Here is an 18,751-nt window from a genome sequence, read left to right as displayed (position 1 = left end):
ACCGCTACCCGGAAGCACGTGTCGAGGAGACAGAAATGTCGCACGCCCTTGATGCCTCCGGAGCCGGTTCGGACACCCCGAACCTCGACTTCGACGGCACGACTCCGTACGAGGACTACGTCCAGGCGGACGTCCTCACCCACCTCCAGCACCTGCGCTCGGACGATCCCGGCGAGATGGTGTTCCTGGTGACCACCCAGGTCATGGAACTGTGGTTCACGGTCATCGTCCACGAGTGGGAGACCGCCGCCCGCGCCCTGCGCGAGGACGACGTCCCGGTCGCGATGGACGCGCTGAAACGATCCCTCCGTGAGCTGGAGGCCCTGAACGCCTCCTGGCGGCCGCTGGCCCAGCTCACCCCCGGGCAGTTCAACTCGTACCGCGCCGCCCTCGGCGAGGGTTCCGGTTTCCAGTCGGCGATGTACCGCCGGATGGAGTTCCTGCTGGGCGAGAAGTCCGCGTCGATGCTGGTCCCCCACCGGGGCGCCCCGCGGGTCCACGCCGAGCTGGAGAAGGCCCTCCACGAGCCCAGCGTGTACGACGAGACCCTGCGCCTGCTGGCCCGCCGCGGCCTGCCGGTCCCCAAGGCGGTCCTGGACCGGGACCTCGCCCTGCGCTACGAGCCCTCCGCCGAGGTCGAGGCCGTGTGGACGGACCTCTACGCCGACCCGGCCGGCCGCCACGCCGACCTGCACCGCCTCGGCGAGGTGCTGACGGACGTCGCCGAGCTGGTCTGGCGCTGGCGCAACGACCACCTGGTCGCCACGCGCCGGGCGATGGGCGCGAAGACGGGCACGGGCGGCTCGGCCGGGGTGACCTGGCTGGAGAAGCGCGCCACGAAGAACGTCTTCCCCGAGCTCTGGACGGCCCGCAGCCATGTCTGAGGCCGCCCCGAACCCGATACCGGAGCTCCAGGAGCGGGCCGCGCGCCTCGACACCGAGGACGGCCTCGGCAAGCTCCGCGAGCGCTTCACCCTGCCCGACGGGGTGGTCTACCTCGACGGGAACTCCCTCGGCGCGCTGCCGGCCGGGGTCCCCGGCGCGGTGGCCGACGTCGTGCACCGCCAGTGGGGCGAGCTGCTCATCCGCTCCTGGGACGAGAGCGGCTGGTGGACCGCCCCGCAGCGGATCGGCGACCGCATCGCCCCGCTGATCGGCGCCGGCCCCGGCCAGGTGACCGTGGGCGACTCCACCAGCGTCAACCTCTTCAAGGCCCTCGTCGGTGCCGCCCGTCTGGCGGCGCCCGGCCGGACCCGGATGCTGGTCGACGCCACCACCTTCCCGACGGACGGCTACATCGCCGCGTCCGCCGCCCGGATGACCGGCCTCGAACTCGTCCCGGTCGACCCCTCCGACGCGGCAGGCGCACTCGGCGACGACACCGCGGTGGTACTGCTCAACCACGTCGACTACCGCACCGGACGGCTGCACGACCTGCCCGGCCTCACGGCGGCCGCGCACGCCGCGGGCGCGCTGATCGTGTGGGACCTGTGCCACAGCGCCGGAGCCCTGCCCGTCGGGCTCGACGCGCACGCCGTCGACCTGGCGGTGGGCTGCACGTACAAGTACCTCAACGGGGGCCCCGGTTCGCCCGCCTACATCTACGTGGCCGAACGGCACCAGGGCGCCTTCGACTCCCCGCTGCCCGGCTGGAACGGGCACGCGGAGCCCTTCGCGATGACCCCGGACTACGTCCCCGCCGAGGGATCGGCCCGGATGCGCGTCGGGACCCCGGACATCCTGTCGATGCTGGCGCTGGAGTCGGCCCTCGACGCCTGGGAGGGCGTGGACGTCGAGGCCGTGCGCGCCAAGTCCCTCGCGCTGACGGACTTCTTCCTCGAATGCGTGGCCGCGTACGTCCCGCAGGGCCGGGTCGAGCCGGTCACCCCGGCCGAGCACGGCCGGCGCGGCAGCCAGGTCTCGCTGTGGGCGGAGGGCGCCCGCGAGGTGATGGCGGAGCTCATCTCCAGGGGGGTCGTGGGCGACTTCCGCGCCCCCGACGTCCTGCGGTTCGGGTTCACCCCGCTCTACGTCGGATTCGCCGATGTGGAGCGCGCGGCCCGCACACTGGGTCACATTTTCGGGTGACGCGGTAGCGAAACGTCACACCACGGGGCGGGCGGGGCTACGGCTCCGCCCGCCTCCGTGCGGGCCCGTTCCGGCGGTCGGTGGCACGTGTCGGACTGGTACGGTCCCGCTCAGTCGGAACACCGGAACATCTGTCCCCCCTGTCCCACGCGTTACCGAGAGGTTGAGCCGATGACGGACCCCGCAGTCGAACGGGACGCCGCCGAGGCCGCCTCGGCCTTCGCGCACCCCCCGGTCGGGCCCGACGCGAGCGCCGCCTACGGGGACCACCCCGACCAGGTCGTCGACTTCTACGCCCCGCGCGGGGACGTCACGGGCTCCGCCCCGCTGGTCGTGGTCCTGCACGGCGGGGCCTGGCGGGCCCCCTACGACCGGCAGCACATCACCCCCTTCGCGGACCTCCTCGCCCGGCGCGGTTTCGCCGTCGCCAACGTCGAGTACCGGCGCGGCAGTTCCCTGCCCCACCAGGACGCCGGCGGGCCGGTGGCCGGGCGCTGGCCCGAGACCTTCGACGACGTGGCCGCCGCCATGGACGCCCTGCCCGGCCTGGCCGCGGCCGCCCTGCCCGCCGCCGACTTCCGCCGGACCGTGGTGACCGGCCACTCGGCGGGCGGACAGCTCGCGCTGTGGGCGGCGGCGCGCCACGTGCTGCCGCACGGCTCCCCCTGGCGGCTGCCCGCCCCGCCGCCGCTGCGCGGTGTGGTGGCGCTGGCCCCGATCGCGGACTTCGCGGTCGCGGAGCAACTCGGCGTCTGCGGCGGCGCGTCGGCGCAGCTGCTGGGCGGGCCGGAGCACTGGGACGCCCGGTTGCCCTTCGCCGACCCGGCGGCGCTGCTCCCGACGGGCATCGCCACCACCGTGGTGCACGGCCGCGAGGACATCGTGGTCCCGCCGGCGGTGGCGGAGTCGTACGTGGCCGCGGCGGCGAAGGCGGGCGAGATGGTCGGCCTGACCCTGGTCGAGGGCGTCGGCCACTTCCCCCTGATCGACCCGGCCGCCGACGCCTGCGCGGTGGTCGCGGAGGAGATCTCCCAGCTCGCCTGGTAGCCGGCGCCCTTACGGCTCCCCGGCCGGTCAGCGCCGGGGCGTGGCCCGCTTCGGCGGGGTGATGCGCACCCGCTTCCCGGCGGGGGCGCTCTCTATGTCGTCCAGCTGCGCGGTGATCGTGGCGCGCAGGTCGTCGTAGTCGTCGAAGCGGTGGTCGTTGAAGAGGGTGTAGCCCGTCCACATCAGGTTCGCGCAGACCCGCGCCGGCACGCGGCCGGTCCGGGCGCCCATGCCGACCAGCGCCACCGAGCGGATGCTGCCGGGCTTCTCCTCGTTCTGCCGGTGGACGGCCTGGAAGGCGGCCGCGCAGGCCAGGGCCACGTTCAGGGTCTCGCTGACGTTCTGCGAGGACGTCTCCATCGTCGGCGTCGAGATCAGGAAGCGCGGAGTGAGGGCCCCGGACGGCACGCACACCGCGCTGCCCACCGGCAGGCTGCCGGCGAACCGGTCGCGTATGGCCCGCTGCACGCGCAGCTGGATGCCCGCTCCCAGGAAGCGCTTGACGGCCGCGTCGACCCCGCCGTCCATCCGGCCGCGGGAGTTGGTCGGGCTGACCCACGCGTCGACGTCCTCGTCGAGGATCGAGCCCCGGCGGATCTCGATCCCGGGGGTGTCGGCGAAGGCGGCCCGCCACGACTCCACCACATCGGCGTTGACGTCGGTCAGTACGACCCTGAGCGCAGGCTGCACGAGGTCCTCGGTCATCATCCACTCCAATCGGGAAACGGTCTTTCTGACCACTCACCACGCTAGCGGCGGCCACTGACAATCGCCTTGGAAGCAACGGCCGGTGACGACAGGTCAGCGTTGTCAGTGCCCGCTGCTAGCCTCCGGAAAGATTCGAAGTCAGGTTCGACATTTCGGAGTTGCCGCCATGCCCGTAACCAATTCCCCGGCCGGTCCCGCACAGCCCGACCCGAATGACCCGCTGGCCCTCGCCGAATTGTTCAAGGGCGGTGGCGAACCGTGGTTCCCGCTGCTGAGGCCCGTCATCGAGGCCCAGCCGAACGCCGCCGCGTTCATCGGCGCGGGCCGCAGCCCGGAAGTCGTCCCGGTCCGCGAGCTGACCTTCCAGGCGCTCAAGCCGAATCCGCCGCACAAGTGGAAGGTCGTCGTCTTCGGGCAGAACCCGTATCCGAGGCCGGAAAGCGCCACCGGCATAGCGATGTTCGACAACACCTTCCACGACTGGAAGGACAGCCAGTTCGGCCGGGTCGTCAGTATTCGCTGCATCATCAAGGCCGCGGCGATGTGGAAGCACGGAATTCCCAAGAAGACCCCGATCGCCGACATACGCGCGCTCCTGAAGGAGCGGGACACCGTGCAGCCGCCGGAATGGTTCCAGGCGATGCTCACCCAGGGCGTGCTCCTGCTGAACGCCGCGCTCACCGCGAGCAGCGACGGGGCGCGGGGCGGCGCCGATCCGCACACCGCCTTCTGGAGGCCGGTCGCCGAGCGGATCGTCGAGGAGATCCTCAAGGCCAAGGAGGCCGCCGACGAGGAGGACCGCGGGGTCGTCTTCGCCTGGTGGGGCGCCCACGCACGCAGCCTGAAGAAGGTCGTCCTCGAACTCCAGAAGAAGTACCCCGGCGTCGAGGTCCGGCACATCGACCACGCCAATCCCGCGGCGCAGGGCGACGTCTTCTGCGACGGCGACCACTTCGCGACGGTCAACGACGCGCTCGCGTCACTGGGCGCGGCCCCCGTCGACTGGCTCCCGGAGAAGGGGTGGAACGAGCGCGCGGACGAGGCCGGCGGGGCGGGCGGCGAGGACGTCGCGGCGCGCATGGGCGCCTTCATCGCCTCCACGATGGAACTGCACCAGCTGTATCTGGAGCGCCTCTCCAGCGTCAAGGACGAGGGCCTCGTCCTCCCCGCGATCACCGGCGTGTTCGACACCCCGCTCATGGACTTCCGGGACGCCGTCGCACCCGTCGCCGAGCTGCTGTCCGGACTCGGCCGGCACGTCGACCGGTCGTACGAGTTCGGAAAGACGCGGGCGGACGGAGCGGCCGGAGCGCTGTCCGCCGACGCGGTCTCCGCCCTCTACCTCTACACCTGCGAGTCCGCGTTCTACCGGGAGATCAACGCCGTCCTGCGCTCCCCGGACCGCTCCAGGCTCGTCCCGTACCTGCCCTACCTGCGGCTGCTGTTCTCGGCCGTGTCGGGGCTGCCCGCGCGCACCGAGCCGCTGTACCGGGGCGTGGCGCTGGACCTGCGGGCGCAGTACCCGCTGGGCCGCACCGTCACCTGGTGGGGCGTGTCCTCCTGCACGCCGAAGCTCGGTGTCGCGCGGGGCTTCCTCGGCAGCCGCGGCAAGCGGACGCTCTTCGAGGTGGTGCCCGCCCGGGCGGTCGGCATCCGGGACTTCTCCGCGTTCACCGAGGAGGAGGAGTTCATCCTCTCCCCGGGAACGCAGCTGAAGGTCACGGACGTGAGGTCCGAGCGCGGCGGGCTGTGCACGGTGCGGCTGACCGAGCTGGAGGAGCAGACCCTGGTGTCCTGACCCGGCGCGGACCGCCGTTCCTCAGTCCCACTGCTGGTCGGCGAGGGAGGTGACCGGCTGCGGCTTGCCGATCACGGCCAGCGCGATGAAGAAGTTGATCTGGCCGATCGCGATGGTGAGGGTGGCCAGCGCCTTCTCGTCGTAGTGCTCGGCCACCTCGGCGTACAGCTCGTCCGGGACGCGCTCCTGGCCGCGCGGGGCGGGCTGGAGGGTGGCCTCCACCAGGGCGAGCGCGGCGCGCTCGGCCGCGCTGAAGTACGGCGCGTCCTGCCAGGAGGAGACGGCGGTGATGCGCTCCTCGGACTCGCCGGCCTTGCGGAGGAAGGCGGTGTTCAGGACGGTCAGGTAGGTGTTGTGGACGATCTGTCCGGCGCGCAGGTGCACCAGGCTGATCGTGGTGCGCGGCACCGAGCGGTTGCCGGTGGCGCGGAAGAGGGCGGCGCTGACGTCGTTCAGCTCGGGCACGAACTCGCCCGGGTTGGGCATCCGGGAGATCGAGGCGGGGGCGTTCGTCATGGGTGCTGCTCTCCTTCGGTCGGTGTCTTCACAGCACTGACCCGGGGGAGAGCGCGGATGTGACAGGCCCGGGAAAGTTTTTTTCAGGCAGCCGGGGGCGGCGGCAGGTGCGCGACGGAGTGGGTGAAGTAGGTCCGCAGGTCCTCGGCCATCGCGTAGGCCCGCTTCACGTACACCTCCCAGGGCCTGACGATCGCCGGGTCCTCGTACCGGCGGCTGCCCGTGTGGACGCCGGCGGGGGTGTGGAGGACCTCGTACAGGACGCGGCCGCCGAGGATCACGATCTCGGGCAGCGGGCCGCCCTGGGCCTCGGCGAAGGAGAACTCCTCGGCCGACAGCACCCGCGTCTGGTGCCCGGCCTCGGCGCGCATGTGGAGCCAGTGCAGCTGCCACTGCACGTAGGGGGACAGCGGCTCCTCCACCACCCGCAGCCTGCGGAAGGGGGAACCGTTGCGGCTGTCGTCGTCGGCGGCCCGGCGCGCGGTGGTGCGTTCCGCCTCGATCAGCCGGAGCACCTCCCGCCAGTCGCCCCGGCGCAGCGCCTCCCGGGTCGGGTTGGCGGTCTCCTCGAAGTGCTGGAGCCGCTCCAGCCGCCAGGACTCGCCGTTGCGGACCGACGCGCGGCGCACCCGCAGCTCTTCGGCGTAGGTGTCGGCGTCGAGCGGCTCGCCTCGGGTTGCCGGGAGCGCCGGCGCGCGGAGATCGTGCATCTGGAATCCCCAGCCTGGGTGACGGTGCCCCGACTGTACCGAACGTGATCCACCGGGCGCGGTACGTGTTCGCGCGGGTCTGCCGAAAACGCCGAAGGGGCGGGGAGCGGTGAGCTCCCCGCCCCTTCGGGCGTACACGTGCGGCCGATGCCTAGAGGAACGAGTTGATCTCGATCGTCTCGGTGCGGCCGGGGCCGACGCCGATCGCGGAGATCGGGGCGCCCGACATATCCTCCAGCGCCTTCACGTAGTTCTGCGCGTTCTTCGGCAGGTCGGAGAAGGTCTTGGCCTTGGTGATGTCCTCGGACCAGCCCGGGAGGGTTTCGTAGATCGGCTTCGCGTGGTGGAAGTCGGTCTGCGAGTAGGGCAGCTCCTCGACGCGCTTGCCGTCGATCTCGTACGCGACGCAGACGGGGATCTCCTCCCAGCCGGTCAGGACGTCCAGCTTGGTGAGGAAGAAGTCCGTCAGGCCGTTCACGCGGGTGGCGTAGCGGGCGATCGGGGCGTCGAACCAGCCGCAGCGGCGGTCGCGGCCGGTGGTCACGCCGCGCTCGCCGCCGATGCGGCGCAGCGCCTCGCCGTCCTCGTCGAACAGCTCGGTCGGGAACGGGCCCGCGCCGACGCGGGTCGTGTAGGCCTTGAGGATGCCGATGACGCGGCTGATCTTCGTCGGGCCCACGCCGGTGCCGGTGCAGGCGCCGCCGGCGGTCGGGTTCGAGGAGGTGACGAAGGGGTACGTGCCGTGGTCGACGTCGAGCAGGGTGCCCTGGCCGCCCTCGAAGAGCACGACCTTGTCCTCGTCCAGCGCGTTGTTCAGGATCAGGGTGGTGTCGGCGACGTAGCCCTTGATCTGGTCCGCGTACTGGAGCATCTCCTCGACGATCGCGGAGGCCTCGATCGCGCGGCGGTTGTACAGCTTCGCGAGGAGCTGGTTCTTGCCCTCCAGGGCCGCTTCGACCTTCTGGGTGAGGATCGACTCGTCGTAGAGGTCCTGGACGCGGATGCCGACGCGGTTGATCTTGTCGGCGTAGGTCGGGCCGATGCCGCGGCCGGTGGTGCCGATCTTGCGCTTGCCGAGGAAACGCTCGCCGACCTTGTCGAGGGTGACGTTGTACGGCGTGATCAGGTGCGCGTTGCCGCTGATGAGCAGCTTGGAGGTGTCGATGCCGCGCTCGTTCAGACCGCGCAGCTCGGAGAGCAGGACGGCCGGGTCGACGACGACACCGTTGCCGATGACCGGGGTGCATCCGGGGGAGAGGATGCCGGAGGGGAGAAGGTGCAGCGCGTACTTCTGGTCGCCTACGACGACCGTGTGGCCGGCGTTGTTGCCACCCTGGTAGCGCACCACATAGTCAACGGATCCACCGAGCAGGTCGGTGGCCTTTCCCTTGCCCTCGTCACCCCACTGAGCTCCGAGCAGCACAAGAGCGGGCACAGGCGTACACCTCTTCCGGATGGGGCATGTCCAAGGTCAGGGGGCGTACGACGATGTACACCGCAGGCTGAGCCGTCGGACCGGTGCCCCGGAATAGACGAAGGCCCTGGCGCAATAGCGCAAGGGCCTCTTGCACAAAGATGCTACCCGAGGAAGGACCGAGGTGTCGGCTCCAGAGCCCGCCATGAGCCATGCGGGCGCGCCGGTAGGCGGCCTGCTCGTGCTCGTCGACCCGGTCGCCCGCCGTCTTGACGGCGAGTCCGTGCGAATCGCGAAGGATGTGTTGTCAGCGGGAGCGGCGGCGAAAATCTGCCTCCCGGATTCGCAGGAGGAATTTGCGCGGGCCCTCGCCCGCCGCGGTCATCGGCGGCCGGTGATCGTGGGCGACGACCGGGCGCTGGTGCGGGCCGTGGGGCTGCTGCACCGGGAGCGGGAGCCCGGCGAGCGGGTGGTCTCGCTGATCCCGGTGGGGCCGCCGGGGTCGCTGGCACTGGCCCGGTCGCTCGGGGTGCCTCTCTCGGCGGTGCTGGCGGCGAGGACGGCGCTGGACGGCGTGCCGCGGCCGCGGGACCTGCTGGTGGACGACGGCGGCGGCGTGGTGCTGGGCGGCTTGCGGATCAGCCCGCCGGTGTCGGCCGTGCGGCGCGGCGGGGGCTACCGCTCGCTGCTGCGGACCCTGCTGCCGGGCCCGGCAGCGCCCGTGTGGCCGGTGCACCGGCTGCGGGTGGAGGTCGACGGGGTGGTGCTGGCCGACGGGGACCGCCCGGTGGAGGACGTGGCCGTACGGACGGCCGGGGGCGGAGCGGGGCCGGTGGAGGTGGTGGTGCGGCTGTCGGGGGCACCGCCGCTGAGGGGGTGCGCGGAGGCGGTCACGGTGTCCGGGGTGGTCGGGGCGTCCGGTGAGGACTTCCGCTACCGCGCGGACCACGCCCTGGCCGGGCCGGTGCGGAGGCGCACCTGGACGGTGCGGCGTGCGGCCTGGGCGCTGACACTGCCGAGGTGAGGTGCCCGGTGCGGGGGTGGGCGGGGCCGGTGCGCCCGCCCGCCCACCCCGCCCCGCACCGTAAGCCGCAGACCGGGACGACAGCGGGCTTTTCGTGCGCACCACCGGTGGCGGCCTAGAACTCCACCAGAAGCTCCCGAAGCCCCCGGATCACATAGCCCTCCTGCCACCGCGGCTCCCGCACGAGCCGCATCGGCGGGTCTCCCGCGTCGAGCAGCGCCCCGAACGAAGCCGCCAGCTCCAGCCGGGCCAGGGGCGCGCCCAGGCAGTAGTGGATCCCGGCCCCGAAGGTCAGGTGCGGATTGTCGGCCCGTCCGAGGTCGAGCACGTCCGGGTCCTCGAAGCGCGCGGGGTCCCGGTTCGCGGACCCGAAGAGCAGCGCCACCTCGGCCCCGCGGGGGATGACCGTGTCCCCGACCTCGACGTCGTCGAGCACCCAGCGCTCGAACATTTGGAGGGGCGTGTCGTAGCGCATCAGTTCATCCACAGCTGTGGACAACTTTTCCGCGCCCGCCGGGCGGTGCTGCGCGCGCAGGGCGGCGAGCTGACCGGGATTGCGGAACAGGGCCCACCAGCCGTTCACCGTGGTGTTCACGGTCGCCTCGTGCCCGGCGTTCAGCAGGAGGACGCAGGTCGAGATCATCTCCTGCTCGCTGAGCCGCCCCTCCTCATCGTGGGCGGCGATCAGCGCGGAGATCAAATCCGTGCCGGGCTCCTTGCGGCGCACGGCGATCAGCTCCCGCAGGTACGCGCTGAACTCCACGCTCGCCGTCACCGCCCGCCGCGCGGTCTCCGCGTCCGGCCGCAGCTCGAACATCCCGCAGATGTCCGCCGACCAGGGCCTCAGCAGCCCCCGGTCGCCCTCCGGAACCCCCAGCAGCTCCGCGATCACCGCCACCGGCAGCGGTTCGGCGACGGCGGTGAGCAGGTCCCCGCCGCCGGCGGCCCGCAGCCCGGCCGCCAGCTCCCGCGCCAGCCGCTCGACCGACGGCGCGAGCCGCTCCACCATGCGTGGGGTGAACGCCTTCGACACCAGCCGCCGCACCCGGGCGTGCGCCGGATCCTCCAGGTCCAGCAGGCCGTTCCCGTTGAGCACGTGGAACGGCTCGTGCTCCGACGGCGGAGCCTCGCGCCCGAACTCCTCGTGGCTGAACCGGTGCAGGTAGGTCCGCCCCAGCCGCCGGTCCCGCAGCAGCGCGCTCACATCGGCGTAGTGCGGCACCAGCCACTGCCCCGTCGCCTCGCACCACACCGCCCTCCCCTGCTCCCTCAACTCCCGGTAAGCGGGGTACGGATCGGCGACGAACGCGGCATCCCAAGGATCAAAGCGCATTCCAGCACCCTAAGCAGGCGTCACCAGCCGTGTCTCGTAGGCGTACACCGCGGCCTGGGTCCGGTCCCGCAGGCCCAGCTTCACCAGGATCCGGCTCACGTGCGTCTTGATCGTCGACTCCGCGACCAGCAACCGGTCCGCTATCTCCCCGTTGGACAGACCCTGCGCGATCAGCACCAGCACCTCAGTCTCCCGCTCCGTCAACTCCGCCACCCCCGAAGGGTCCGCCGCCCTCTGCACCTCCGAAAGCTTCGAGAACTCCGAGATCAGCCGCTTCGTCACCGACGGGGCGAGCAGCGCCTCCCCGGCCGCCACCACCCGCACCCCCTCCGCCAGCTGCCGTGCGGAGGCGTCCTTCAGCAGGAACCCGGACGCCCCCGCGCGCAGCGCCTGGTACACGTACTCGTCGAGGTCGAAGGTCGTCAGGACCAGCACCTTCGCGTCCGTGTCCGCCGCCACGATCTGCCGCGTCGCCTCCAGGCCGTTCATCTCCGGCATCCGGATGTCCATCAGCACCACGTCCGGCCTCAGGGCCGCCACCTGCGCGATGGCCTGCCTGCCGTCCACGGCCTCCCCGACGACCTCGATGCCCTCCATCGCGTTCAGCAGGACGGAGAACCCCTCGCGGACCATCATCTGGTCGTCGACGATCAGCACCCGGATCGTCATGCCGGCACTTCCTCGGGCTGCTGGCGGCTGCGCACCGGTATGAACACGGCCACCTCGTACCCGCCCGAACCGGTCTCCCCGGCCGTCATCTCCCCCTCCAGCATCGCCACCCGCTCCCGCATCCCGGTGATCCCGTGCCCCGCTCCCGGCGAGGGCGGGACGTCCCCGGCCGCCGGACCGTTGACCACCCGTATCCCCAGACCGCCCAGCACGTACGAGATCTCCACGCCGGCCGGCGCCCCCGGGGCGTGCCGCAGACTGTTGCTCAGGGCCTCCTGGATGATCCGGTACGCCGACAGCTCCACGCCCTGCGGCAGCTCGCGCACCGCACCGGTGACGGTCTTGTCCACGCTCAGACCGGCCTCCCGGACATTGGCCAGCAGCCCGTCCAGGGAGGCCAGTGTCGGCTGCGGGGCCTCCGGGGCCTCGTAGTCCGCGGACCGCACCACACCCAGCACCCGCCGCAGCTCCGTCAGGGCGGCCACCGCGTTCTCCCGGATGGTCGCGAAGGCCGCCTCCAGCTCCGGCGGCGGATTCTTCACCCGGTACGGGGCCGCCTCCGCCTGGATCGCCACCACCGACATGTGGTGCGCGACCACGTCGTGCAGCTCCCGCGCGATGGTCGTCCGCTCCTCCAGCAGCGTCCGCCGGTCCCGCTCGACGGCCGTCACCTCCCGCTCGGCGATCACCTCCTGCCGGGCCTCCCTGCGGGTGTTACGGACCGTCACCACCAGCAGGGCAACCGCCGAGAAGAAGGCCATCGGCGCGACGGCGCCGCCGTCCGCACCGCTGAACAGGATCGGCAGGACCGTCCCGTACAGCAGGGTGATGACCCACATCCAGGCGGCGGCCCGGGGCCGCAGCCGCATGGCCACGAACGTCATGACGGCGATGGTCGCCAAGAAGGTGCTCGGCGACCACGGCCAGGACAGGTTCCGGTCGGAGAACACCGACAGGGCGGTGGTCAGCGCCAGCACCCCCCAGAACGCCCCCGCGGGACGCACCAGGGTCATCAGCACCGGACCCGCCGCGAGCAGACCCAGCACCACGAACTGCACCGGCGGCGCGCCGTACTGGTTGTCGGCGCTCGCGAGCACGGTCACGAAGAACGCCGTCACGACCACCACGGCATGCGGCAGATAGGCCGCCTTCGGGCGTATCCCCTCCGGGAGCCGGCGCACCAGCGGGCCGTCCGTCCGCATCAGCGGGAGCGGCCTGTAGGCGAAGGCACCGGTGATCAGATCGTCGCGCAGGCTCTGGATCAGGCCCGAAGCCATCCGCAGTTCGGGAGGCCGGGGGGTCGCCCCGGTGGTCGTCTCGGTCATGTCCAAACCGTAGGCCGGTGCCCCCCTCGACCGCGTCGCCGCCGAAGGGGATTTCCCGGGGTCCCCCTCAGGTACTACACGGGGCCCTCAGTAGCCCGCCGGACGGACCAGGCCCGTCTCATAGGCGAACACCGCGGCCTGGGTCCGGTCCCGCAGGCCCAGCTTCACCAGGATCCGGCCCACATGGGTCTTCACCGTCTGCTCGGCCACCACCAGGTGCGCCGCGATCTCCCCGTTCGACAGGCCCTGGGCGATCAGCGACAGCACCTCGGTCTCCCGCTCCGTCAGCTCCTCGATCCGCGCCCTGGACGGCGCACGCGGAGCGCCCAGCCGCGAGAACTCGGTGATCAGGCGCTTCGTGATGTTCGGCGACAGCAGGGCCTCACCGGCCGCGACCACCCGCACGGCCTCGGCCAGCTGGTCCGCCGAGGCGTCCTTCAGGAGGAAGCCGGAAGCACCCGCGCGCAGCGCCTCGTACACGTACTCGTCCAGGTCGAAGGTGGTCAGCACCAGCACCTTCACCGCCGAGTCGGGTGTGCCCGTGATGACGGAGGTGGCCTCGATGCCGCCCATCCCCGGCATGCGGATGTCCATCAGGACCACGTCCGGCGCGAGTTCCCCGGCCTTCGCCACCGCGTCGGCGCCGTCCACGGCCTGGCCGACCACCTCGATGTCGGGCTCGGCGTTCAGCAGGACGGTGAAGCCCTGCCGGACCATCATCTGGTCGTCGGCGATCATCACCCTGATCGGAGTGCTCATACGTCCTTCTTCTTCTCGGAGGGGGAACCGCCGGGCGGGTCCATGGGGAGCACGGCGCTCACCTCGTACCCGCCGTCAGGGCGCGGGCCTGCTGCCAGTTCTCCCCCCAGCATGCCTGCCCGCTCCCGCATGCCGAGCAGCCCGTGCCCCGCACCGGGCGAGGGAGGGGCCGGCCGGGTCGGCGCCGAGTTCGCCACGCACAGGTGCAGTTCGCGCGGCCCGTAGGCGATGCCGACCTCCACGCGGGAACCGGGGGCGTGGCGCAGGCAGTTGCTCAGCGCCTCCTGCACGATCCGGTAGGCGGTGAGCTCCACGCCCGGGGTCAGCGGCCGCCGTATGCCCGCGGTCTCGGTGGTGACGTCCAGCCCGGCCGCGCGGACGTTGTCCACGAGGGCGTCCAGCTCGGCGAGGGTGGGCTGCGGGTGGTGCGGGTTGGCCGGATCGTCGGCGTGCTCGGAGCGCAGCACCCCCAGGACGCGCCGCAGTTCGGTGAGGGCCTCCAGGGCGTTCTGCCGGATGCCGGCGAGGTTCTCCTTCAGCTCCGGGGAAGGGTTCTCCACCAGGTGCGGGGCCACCTGGGCCTGGATGGAGATCACCGACATGTGGTGGGCGACGACGTCGTGCAGCTCACGCGCGATCCGGCTGCGCTCCTCCAGCAGCGTCCGCCGCGCCCGCTCCTCCTCCGTCAGGGTCTCCTGCACGACGAGCTGGCCGCGGGCCAGCCGCGTCGCCCGCAGGGCGTACCCGAGGAGGCCCGCGAAGCCGAAGACGAGGAGCGCGCCGACGGCGCTGCTCTGGCTGTGCTCCGGCTTGAAGAGCATTTCCCCGACTCCGGTGCAGGCGACGGAGACGGCGACGACCGCGGCCGTCACCCGAGGCGGCACGCGCAGGGCCACCAGCAGGACCAGCGGAGCGAAGGCGAAGGGTCCGATCGGTGTCCAGGGCCAGGTCTGGCCCTGCCCGACATGGCCCTGGATCGAGGCGGCGATGAAGCCGGCGGTCACCAGGCCGAGCCACCAGGCGGCGACCGGCCGGAACATCGCGGCCACGATGGAGAAGCCGGTGAAGAGCGACAGCACCACGACGCTCGGATCGTGCACGTGGTAGTGGTCCTGGAGCTGCACGGACGTCAGGAAGCCGAAGAGGACGGCGACATACACGACCAGGGCGTGCGGCAGCCGGGCCAGCCAGCGCGGCCGCTTCATCCGGGGCAGCGGATCCCGCCCGAGGGAGAACAGCTGCCGGGCCACACCGCGCGGGGCGGGGCCGTCCTGGGAGGGGCCCCCGGCCCCGGGTTCTGTCTGCTGGTTCACGTCGGCCACCCTAGGCATGGGAGATCTCCCTCACGGATCCCGGACGCCGGTCGCGGAGGGCCCCGGCGGCCTTCCGGGGCCGGGGAGCCCGCTCGTAGGTGTGGAAGGCGGCCCAGCAGACGGCCAGGGCGGCCGCGAACACCGGCAGCCACAGCATCCGGGCGGCTATCCAGCCCGCCGTACCGGGCACGGTGTGCAGCCCGGGCAGGTCGGAGGAGGCCAGCAGCCCCAGAGCGGTGACGGACATCATCGCGGTCTGGTGCCAGAGGAAGACCGTCATCGCGGACAGATTCATCAGGGCCACCTTCGCCCAGGTGCGCGGCCTGCGCATGACCCGGGCCAGCGGCCCGCGCGCCAGCAGCGCCAGCCCGCACTGGGCCAGCCCGAAGGCGACGGCGGCCAGCGTCGGCGGGTTCAGGTTGGACACCGCGGCCCCCGGCACCCCCACCATCGACGCCGGGTACCCGCCCCACAGGACCAGCGCGGCCGCGCCGGCCGCGCCGCCGCCCAGCAGGAGCAGGGCCGGACGGCGCCGGGCGAACGCACCCCGCGCCCAGGCAGCGCCCAGGGTGTAGGGGACGAGCCAGCCCGCGGCGACATTGACCCAGCCGATCCACTCGGGCCCGCCGAGGCCGAACCGCCACACGTCGACCGCCGCCACCACGAGCGCGGGCCACAGCGGGCTCAGCCGGACCACCAGCGGGGTCGCGGTGGTCAGCGCGGCGAACACCAGCAGGAACCACAGTGGCGACCACACCAGCCGGAGCAGGGTATGGACGGTGTCCAGTTCGGCGCCGCCCAGCAGCAGTCCGCCCGCCACGACCGCCCACAGTGCGAGCACCGCCGCCACCGGGCGGAACAGCCGCCCCAGCCGCAGCCGGACCCAGCTCCCGTACGAGACCCCGCGCGCCCGCGCCGACGCGTACCCCTGGGCCGCCACATGCCCGCCGACCAGGAAGAACACGGCCAGGGTCTGGAACACCCAGGACACCGGGGCCAGCCAGGGCATGTGGGCCAGCGGGCTCACCCCGCGCAGACCGCCGTCGGTACTGGTCAGCGAGGTCACCAGCCAGTGCCCGAGAACGACTCCGAGGATCGCGAGGGCCCGCAGGGCGTCCACGGAGCGGTCCCGGTCCTCCGGGGTCGCTCCGTCGACACGGTCGGCGAGGGCCGACCAGCGGGCGCGCAGCCTACGCATGCGGGGCCTCCGCTCCGAGGACGATGCGGGCCAGGCTGCCGAGGGACTCGGTGCCGGGCTTGAGGTAGTCGCTGTGCCCGGCGGAGCCGGCCGCGAAGGCACGGGCGCCGAAGGCGGGATCGACGGGATCGGTACCGAACCCGACGCCGCCGAGCCGGACATGGGGAACATTGCCGATCCAGTCGCCGGAGCCCCGGCCGGCCCATACCCGGGCGGCGGTCGGCAGGTCCCCCGCGGTGGCCGCTCCCGTACCAGGGCTGCCGTACAGGGCCATGTCGGTCACCTCCGGGCCGGTCCTGGTCCGGCCGCAGACCACCGAGCCGTACGAGTGGCAGAGCAGGGAGATCCGCGCCTCGGCCGACGTCAGCTTCCGCAACCCGGAAAGGAACGGGCCGAGTTCGGCCGCGGCCCGGTCGGCGCGGTCGGCGGTCAGGACGGTGGTACTGACCGTGCCGGGCGTGTCGTAGCCGAGCCAGGCGACCACCGCGGAGCGCGGGTGCGCTGCCTGGAGCCGCTGCTGAAGGGAGAGCGCCCCCTCCCGGAAGCGCTGGTAGGTGTCCAGGTTCGTGTCCGAGCCCGGCACCAGGACCGCGATCCGGTCCGCGCCGCCCAGGTCGCCGAACACCTCTACGGCGCGGCCCTGGCCGCGGCCGTCGAAGGTGAGGAACTGGGCTCCGGCCCCGGCCATCGCCCGCAGTTTCGCGGCCCGGCCGGCGTGGCCCGAATCCTCGGCCGTCCGCGCCGCCCCCGCGATGCCGGCGAGGGCGGCGGCGTACCGGCTCTCCGGGGTGGCGGACTCGGCGACGGCCTCCGGGGCCGGCGCCGGGATCCGCGGAGACGCGGCGGCGGACACGGGGAGCACGACGGCCGCGGCGACGAGGCCGGCCAGCAGAGTGCGGCGGAGGCGGCTGCCAGTGCTCATGTCGGATTCCTCTTCCTGTCCTTCGGTCCGGCGGGCAGGCGCCCGCTCTGGTAACGAAGTTAGGAATCGGCACCCCTCGTCGGCGTCACGCTGCGGAGCGGGCTTCAGAGGTAGCTCTCAGGTATGACCACCGCTACCTGAGAGCCAGCCGGCAGCGGTTCTCCACCGCTCCACGAGCACCGCTCCACGAGCACCGGCCCGGGCCCCGCCGCACGGCAGCGCGTCCGCGCGGAGCGGTCCGGCACCGGCAAACCGCCCTCCGGCGCGCTCCGTTAGGGTCCCGGGATGAACGAGATCGACTGGCGACACGACCGCATCGGCAGCGCGCACCGGGGGCTGAACCCCACCGTCCTGCGCCGCCTCGACTCCGGATTCGCGGCCATCGGGGACCGGCAGTTCCTGCCCGGGTACTCGGTGTTGCTGACCGACGACCCCGCCGTGACCCGGCTCTCCGACCTGCCCCCGGCCCGCCGGATCGCCTACCTCACCGACCTGGAGCGGCTCGCCGAGGCCGTCGAGCGGGCCTGCGCGCGGCTCGACCTGGCTTTCCGCCGCGTGAACATCGAGATCCTCGGCAACACCGACCCGTACCTGCACGCCCACATCTGGCCCCGCTACGACTGGGAGCCCGAGGACCTCGTCCGGATGCCGGTGTGGCTCTACGAGGACGAGGAGTGCTGGCGCGGCGAACGCCACGCGCTCGCGCCCCGCCACGACGGGATACGGGCCGCCGTCACGGAGGAGCTCGACCGCCTCCTCGCGTAGCCGGGCGGCTCCGGCCCCCTACCCGGGAGCTACGTCGCGGACGTGGCCACGCGCACCCCGAAGCCGATCAGGACGATGCCCGTCACCCGGTCCATCGTCCGGCGGACGCGCGGCCGCGTGAAGAAGCGCCGGGCGCGCGACAGGACGTAGACGTACGTGCTCAGCCAGGCCAGCGTCAGCAGTACGTGGACCAGCACGAGGAGTGCCATCCCCGCCGCCGGGCTCAGGCCCGGCGGCGCGAGGGTGGGTAGCAGGCCGGTGTAGAACACGGCGATCTTCGGGTTGAGGGCGTTGGCGACCAGGCCGGTGCGCCAGGCACTGCCGCCGCCGCGGGCGGGCGCGGGATGTCCCCCCGCGGCACCCGCGGCACCCGCGTTGCCCGTGTCACCCGCGGCGCCGTCCAGAACGGCCCCGGCGCCCGGGCGGCGCAGGGACTGCGCGCCGAGGAAGCAGAGGTACGCCGCTCCAGCGAGCTTGACCACCAGGTACACCTCGGCCGAGGCGGCGAGCAGCGCCGCGAGCCCGGCCGCCGTCAGGGCACCCCACAGCAGCAGTCCGACGGCGATCCCGCCGACGGTACGCAGCCCGTCGGCCCGTCCCCGGGAGACGGCCCGCCGGGTGACGATGGCCATGTCGGGGCCGGGTACGAGGGTCAGCAGGGCCAGGACGCCGGTCGCCGCGGCGAGTTGCGTGAGCACACGGCTCAGTCTGCCACCAGCGGTTCGACGTAAACGGCTCTCCAGCGGGGCGCAGGGTCCTGTCCAGGGCTGGTCCAGTACTCCCGGGCGCCGACGACCCGTCCGTCGCGCACCGTCCACAGTGATACGGCCCGGTAGAGGACGTGGTCCTCGGGTATCTCCACCTCGGTGACGACGAGGTCCCCGTCCGCGAGGATGCGCAGGACCTCGACGGAGCCGACGGACCGCTCGCCGGTTCCGTCCGCGTCGCCGGTGTAGTCCTCCTCGTCACGGAGCACGGCGATGAAGTTGGCTCTGCCGACGATCCGCTCGCCGCTGACCGGCCATTCGATGACGGCGTCCTCGGCGACGAGCCCGGCCACGCCGTCCCAGTCGCGTGCCTCGATCCGCTCCCACAGTCGTGCCACTACCTTCAAGGGCTCCATGGGCCGCAGTGTGCGATGGGCCCGTCGTACGCAACAAGC

General features: G+C 72.5%; 19 protein-coding genes. 6 read left to right on the top strand and 13 right to left on the bottom strand.

Annotated features, from left to right (window positions below; genetic code table 11):
• The first annotated feature begins 35 nt into the window (after positions 1-35).
• The 3 genes from ACZ518_RS16195 to ACZ518_RS16185 all read left to right on the top strand — a co-directional run bounded on the left by ACZ518_RS16195 (position 36) and on the right by ACZ518_RS16185 (position 3,135).
• Positions 36-884: a tryptophan 2,3-dioxygenase family protein gene (locus ACZ518_RS16195; protein ID WP_469113678.1), complete on the top strand. Its 849-nt coding sequence runs from the start codon at positions 36-38 to the stop codon at positions 882-884.
• Positions 877-2,088, top strand: coding sequence for a kynureninase (gene kynU, locus ACZ518_RS16190; protein WP_469113677.1), 1,212 nt, complete (start codon positions 877-879; stop codon positions 2,086-2,088). The genes ACZ518_RS16195 and kynU overlap by 8 nt, the downstream gene beginning before the upstream one ends.
• A 171-nt stretch (positions 2,089-2,259) precedes the next feature.
• Positions 2,260-3,135: an alpha/beta hydrolase gene (locus tag ACZ518_RS16185; protein WP_469113676.1), complete on the top strand. Its 876-nt coding sequence runs from the start codon at positions 2,260-2,262 to the stop codon at positions 3,133-3,135.
• A 27-nt stretch (positions 3,136-3,162) separates the two neighbouring features.
• Here ACZ518_RS16185 and ACZ518_RS16180 read toward each other — a convergent pair whose 3' ends face one another.
• Positions 3,163-3,840, bottom strand: a complete 678-nt coding sequence (locus ACZ518_RS16180) for a macro domain-containing protein (RefSeq protein WP_469113675.1) — start codon at positions 3,838-3,840, stop codon at positions 3,163-3,165.
• Positions 3,841-4,009: 169 nt separating this feature from the next.
• On the opposite strand from ACZ518_RS16180, the gene ACZ518_RS16175 reads away from it, so the two are divergent.
• Positions 4,010-5,641 (top strand): ADP-ribosyltransferase domain-containing protein, encoded by a 1,632-nt coding sequence (locus tag ACZ518_RS16175; RefSeq protein ID WP_469113674.1) that lies wholly within the window; start codon positions 4,010-4,012, stop codon positions 5,639-5,641.
• Positions 5,642-5,662: 21 nt separating this feature from the next.
• Here the strand turns inward: ACZ518_RS16175 and ACZ518_RS16170 are convergent, their stop codons facing one another.
• The 3 genes from ACZ518_RS16170 to ACZ518_RS16160 all read right to left on the bottom strand — a co-directional run bounded on the left by ACZ518_RS16170 (position 5,663) and on the right by ACZ518_RS16160 (position 8,302).
• Complete coding sequence (locus ACZ518_RS16170) at positions 5,663-6,157, bottom strand: carboxymuconolactone decarboxylase family protein (protein ID WP_469113673.1); 495 nt, start codon at positions 6,155-6,157, stop codon at positions 5,663-5,665.
• An 83-nt stretch (positions 6,158-6,240) separates the two neighbouring features.
• Positions 6,241-6,867 (bottom strand): DUF6879 family protein, encoded by a 627-nt coding sequence (locus ACZ518_RS16165; RefSeq protein ID WP_469113672.1) that lies wholly within the window; start codon positions 6,865-6,867, stop codon positions 6,241-6,243.
• A gap of 151 nt (positions 6,868-7,018) precedes the next feature.
• Positions 7,019-8,302, bottom strand: a complete 1,284-nt coding sequence (locus ACZ518_RS16160) for an adenylosuccinate synthase (protein WP_469113671.1) — start codon at positions 8,300-8,302, stop codon at positions 7,019-7,021.
• Positions 8,303-8,486: 184 nt separating this feature from the next.
• Between ACZ518_RS16160 and ACZ518_RS16155 the strand changes: the two genes are divergently transcribed.
• Positions 8,487-9,305, top strand: coding sequence for a diacylglycerol kinase (locus ACZ518_RS16155; RefSeq protein ID WP_469114004.1), 819 nt, complete (start codon positions 8,487-8,489; stop codon positions 9,303-9,305).
• 115 nt (positions 9,306-9,420) lie between these two features.
• Here ACZ518_RS16155 and ACZ518_RS16150 read toward each other — a convergent pair whose 3' ends face one another.
• The 7 genes from ACZ518_RS16150 to ACZ518_RS16120 form a co-directional block, all read right to left on the bottom strand.
• The gene (locus ACZ518_RS16150) at positions 9,421-10,638 is read right to left on the bottom strand and encodes a cytochrome P450 (RefSeq protein WP_469113670.1); all 1,218 of its coding nucleotides are present in this window, start codon (positions 10,636-10,638) and stop codon (positions 9,421-9,423) included.
• 9 nt (positions 10,639-10,647) lie between these two features.
• Complete coding sequence (locus ACZ518_RS16145) at positions 10,648-11,307, bottom strand: response regulator (RefSeq protein WP_469113669.1); 660 nt, start codon at positions 11,305-11,307, stop codon at positions 10,648-10,650.
• The gene (locus ACZ518_RS16140) at positions 11,304-12,632 is read right to left on the bottom strand and encodes a sensor histidine kinase (RefSeq protein ID WP_469113668.1); all 1,329 of its coding nucleotides are present in this window, start codon (positions 12,630-12,632) and stop codon (positions 11,304-11,306) included. The genes ACZ518_RS16145 and ACZ518_RS16140 overlap by 4 nt, the downstream gene beginning before the upstream one ends.
• A gap of 87 nt (positions 12,633-12,719) precedes the next feature.
• Entirely contained in the window at positions 12,720-13,391 is a 672-nt protein-coding gene (locus ACZ518_RS16135) for a response regulator (RefSeq protein ID WP_469113667.1), read from the bottom strand.
• A complete protein-coding gene (locus ACZ518_RS16130) occupies positions 13,388-14,704 on the bottom strand; it encodes a sensor histidine kinase (protein ID WP_469113666.1) in 1,317 nt (438 codons plus the stop codon). Before ACZ518_RS16130 ends, ACZ518_RS16135 begins: the two co-directional genes overlap by 4 nt.
• A gap of 10 nt (positions 14,705-14,714) precedes the next feature.
• Complete coding sequence (locus tag ACZ518_RS16125; protein ID WP_469113665.1) at positions 14,715-15,902, bottom strand: acyltransferase family protein; 1,188 nt, start codon at positions 15,900-15,902, stop codon at positions 14,715-14,717.
• Complete coding sequence (locus tag ACZ518_RS16120) at positions 15,895-16,824, bottom strand: alpha/beta hydrolase (protein ID WP_469113664.1); 930 nt, start codon at positions 16,822-16,824, stop codon at positions 15,895-15,897. The genes ACZ518_RS16125 and ACZ518_RS16120 overlap by 8 nt, the downstream gene beginning before the upstream one ends.
• Positions 16,825-17,109: 285 nt before the next feature.
• Here ACZ518_RS16120 and ACZ518_RS16115 point away from each other — a divergent pair, with 285 nt between their 5' ends.
• A complete protein-coding gene (locus ACZ518_RS16115) occupies positions 17,110-17,589 on the top strand; it encodes an HIT family protein (protein WP_469113663.1) in 480 nt (159 codons plus the stop codon).
• Positions 17,590-17,618: 29 nt separating this feature from the next.
• Here the strand turns inward: ACZ518_RS16115 and ACZ518_RS16110 are convergent, their stop codons facing one another.
• Positions 17,619-18,287, bottom strand: coding sequence for a LysE family translocator (locus ACZ518_RS16110; protein WP_469113662.1), 669 nt, complete (start codon positions 18,285-18,287; stop codon positions 17,619-17,621).
• Between the two features lie 5 nt (positions 18,288-18,292).
• The gene (locus ACZ518_RS16105) at positions 18,293-18,712 is read right to left on the bottom strand and encodes a nuclear transport factor 2 family protein (RefSeq protein ID WP_469113661.1); all 420 of its coding nucleotides are present in this window, start codon (positions 18,710-18,712) and stop codon (positions 18,293-18,295) included.
• Positions 18,713-18,751: the final 39 nt, after the last annotated feature.

The organism is Streptomyces sp. NPDC033966 (genome assembly GCF_055575955.1).
Note: the sequence above shows the minus strand (reverse complement) of the source record. Positions and strands in the feature narration are given on the sequence as shown.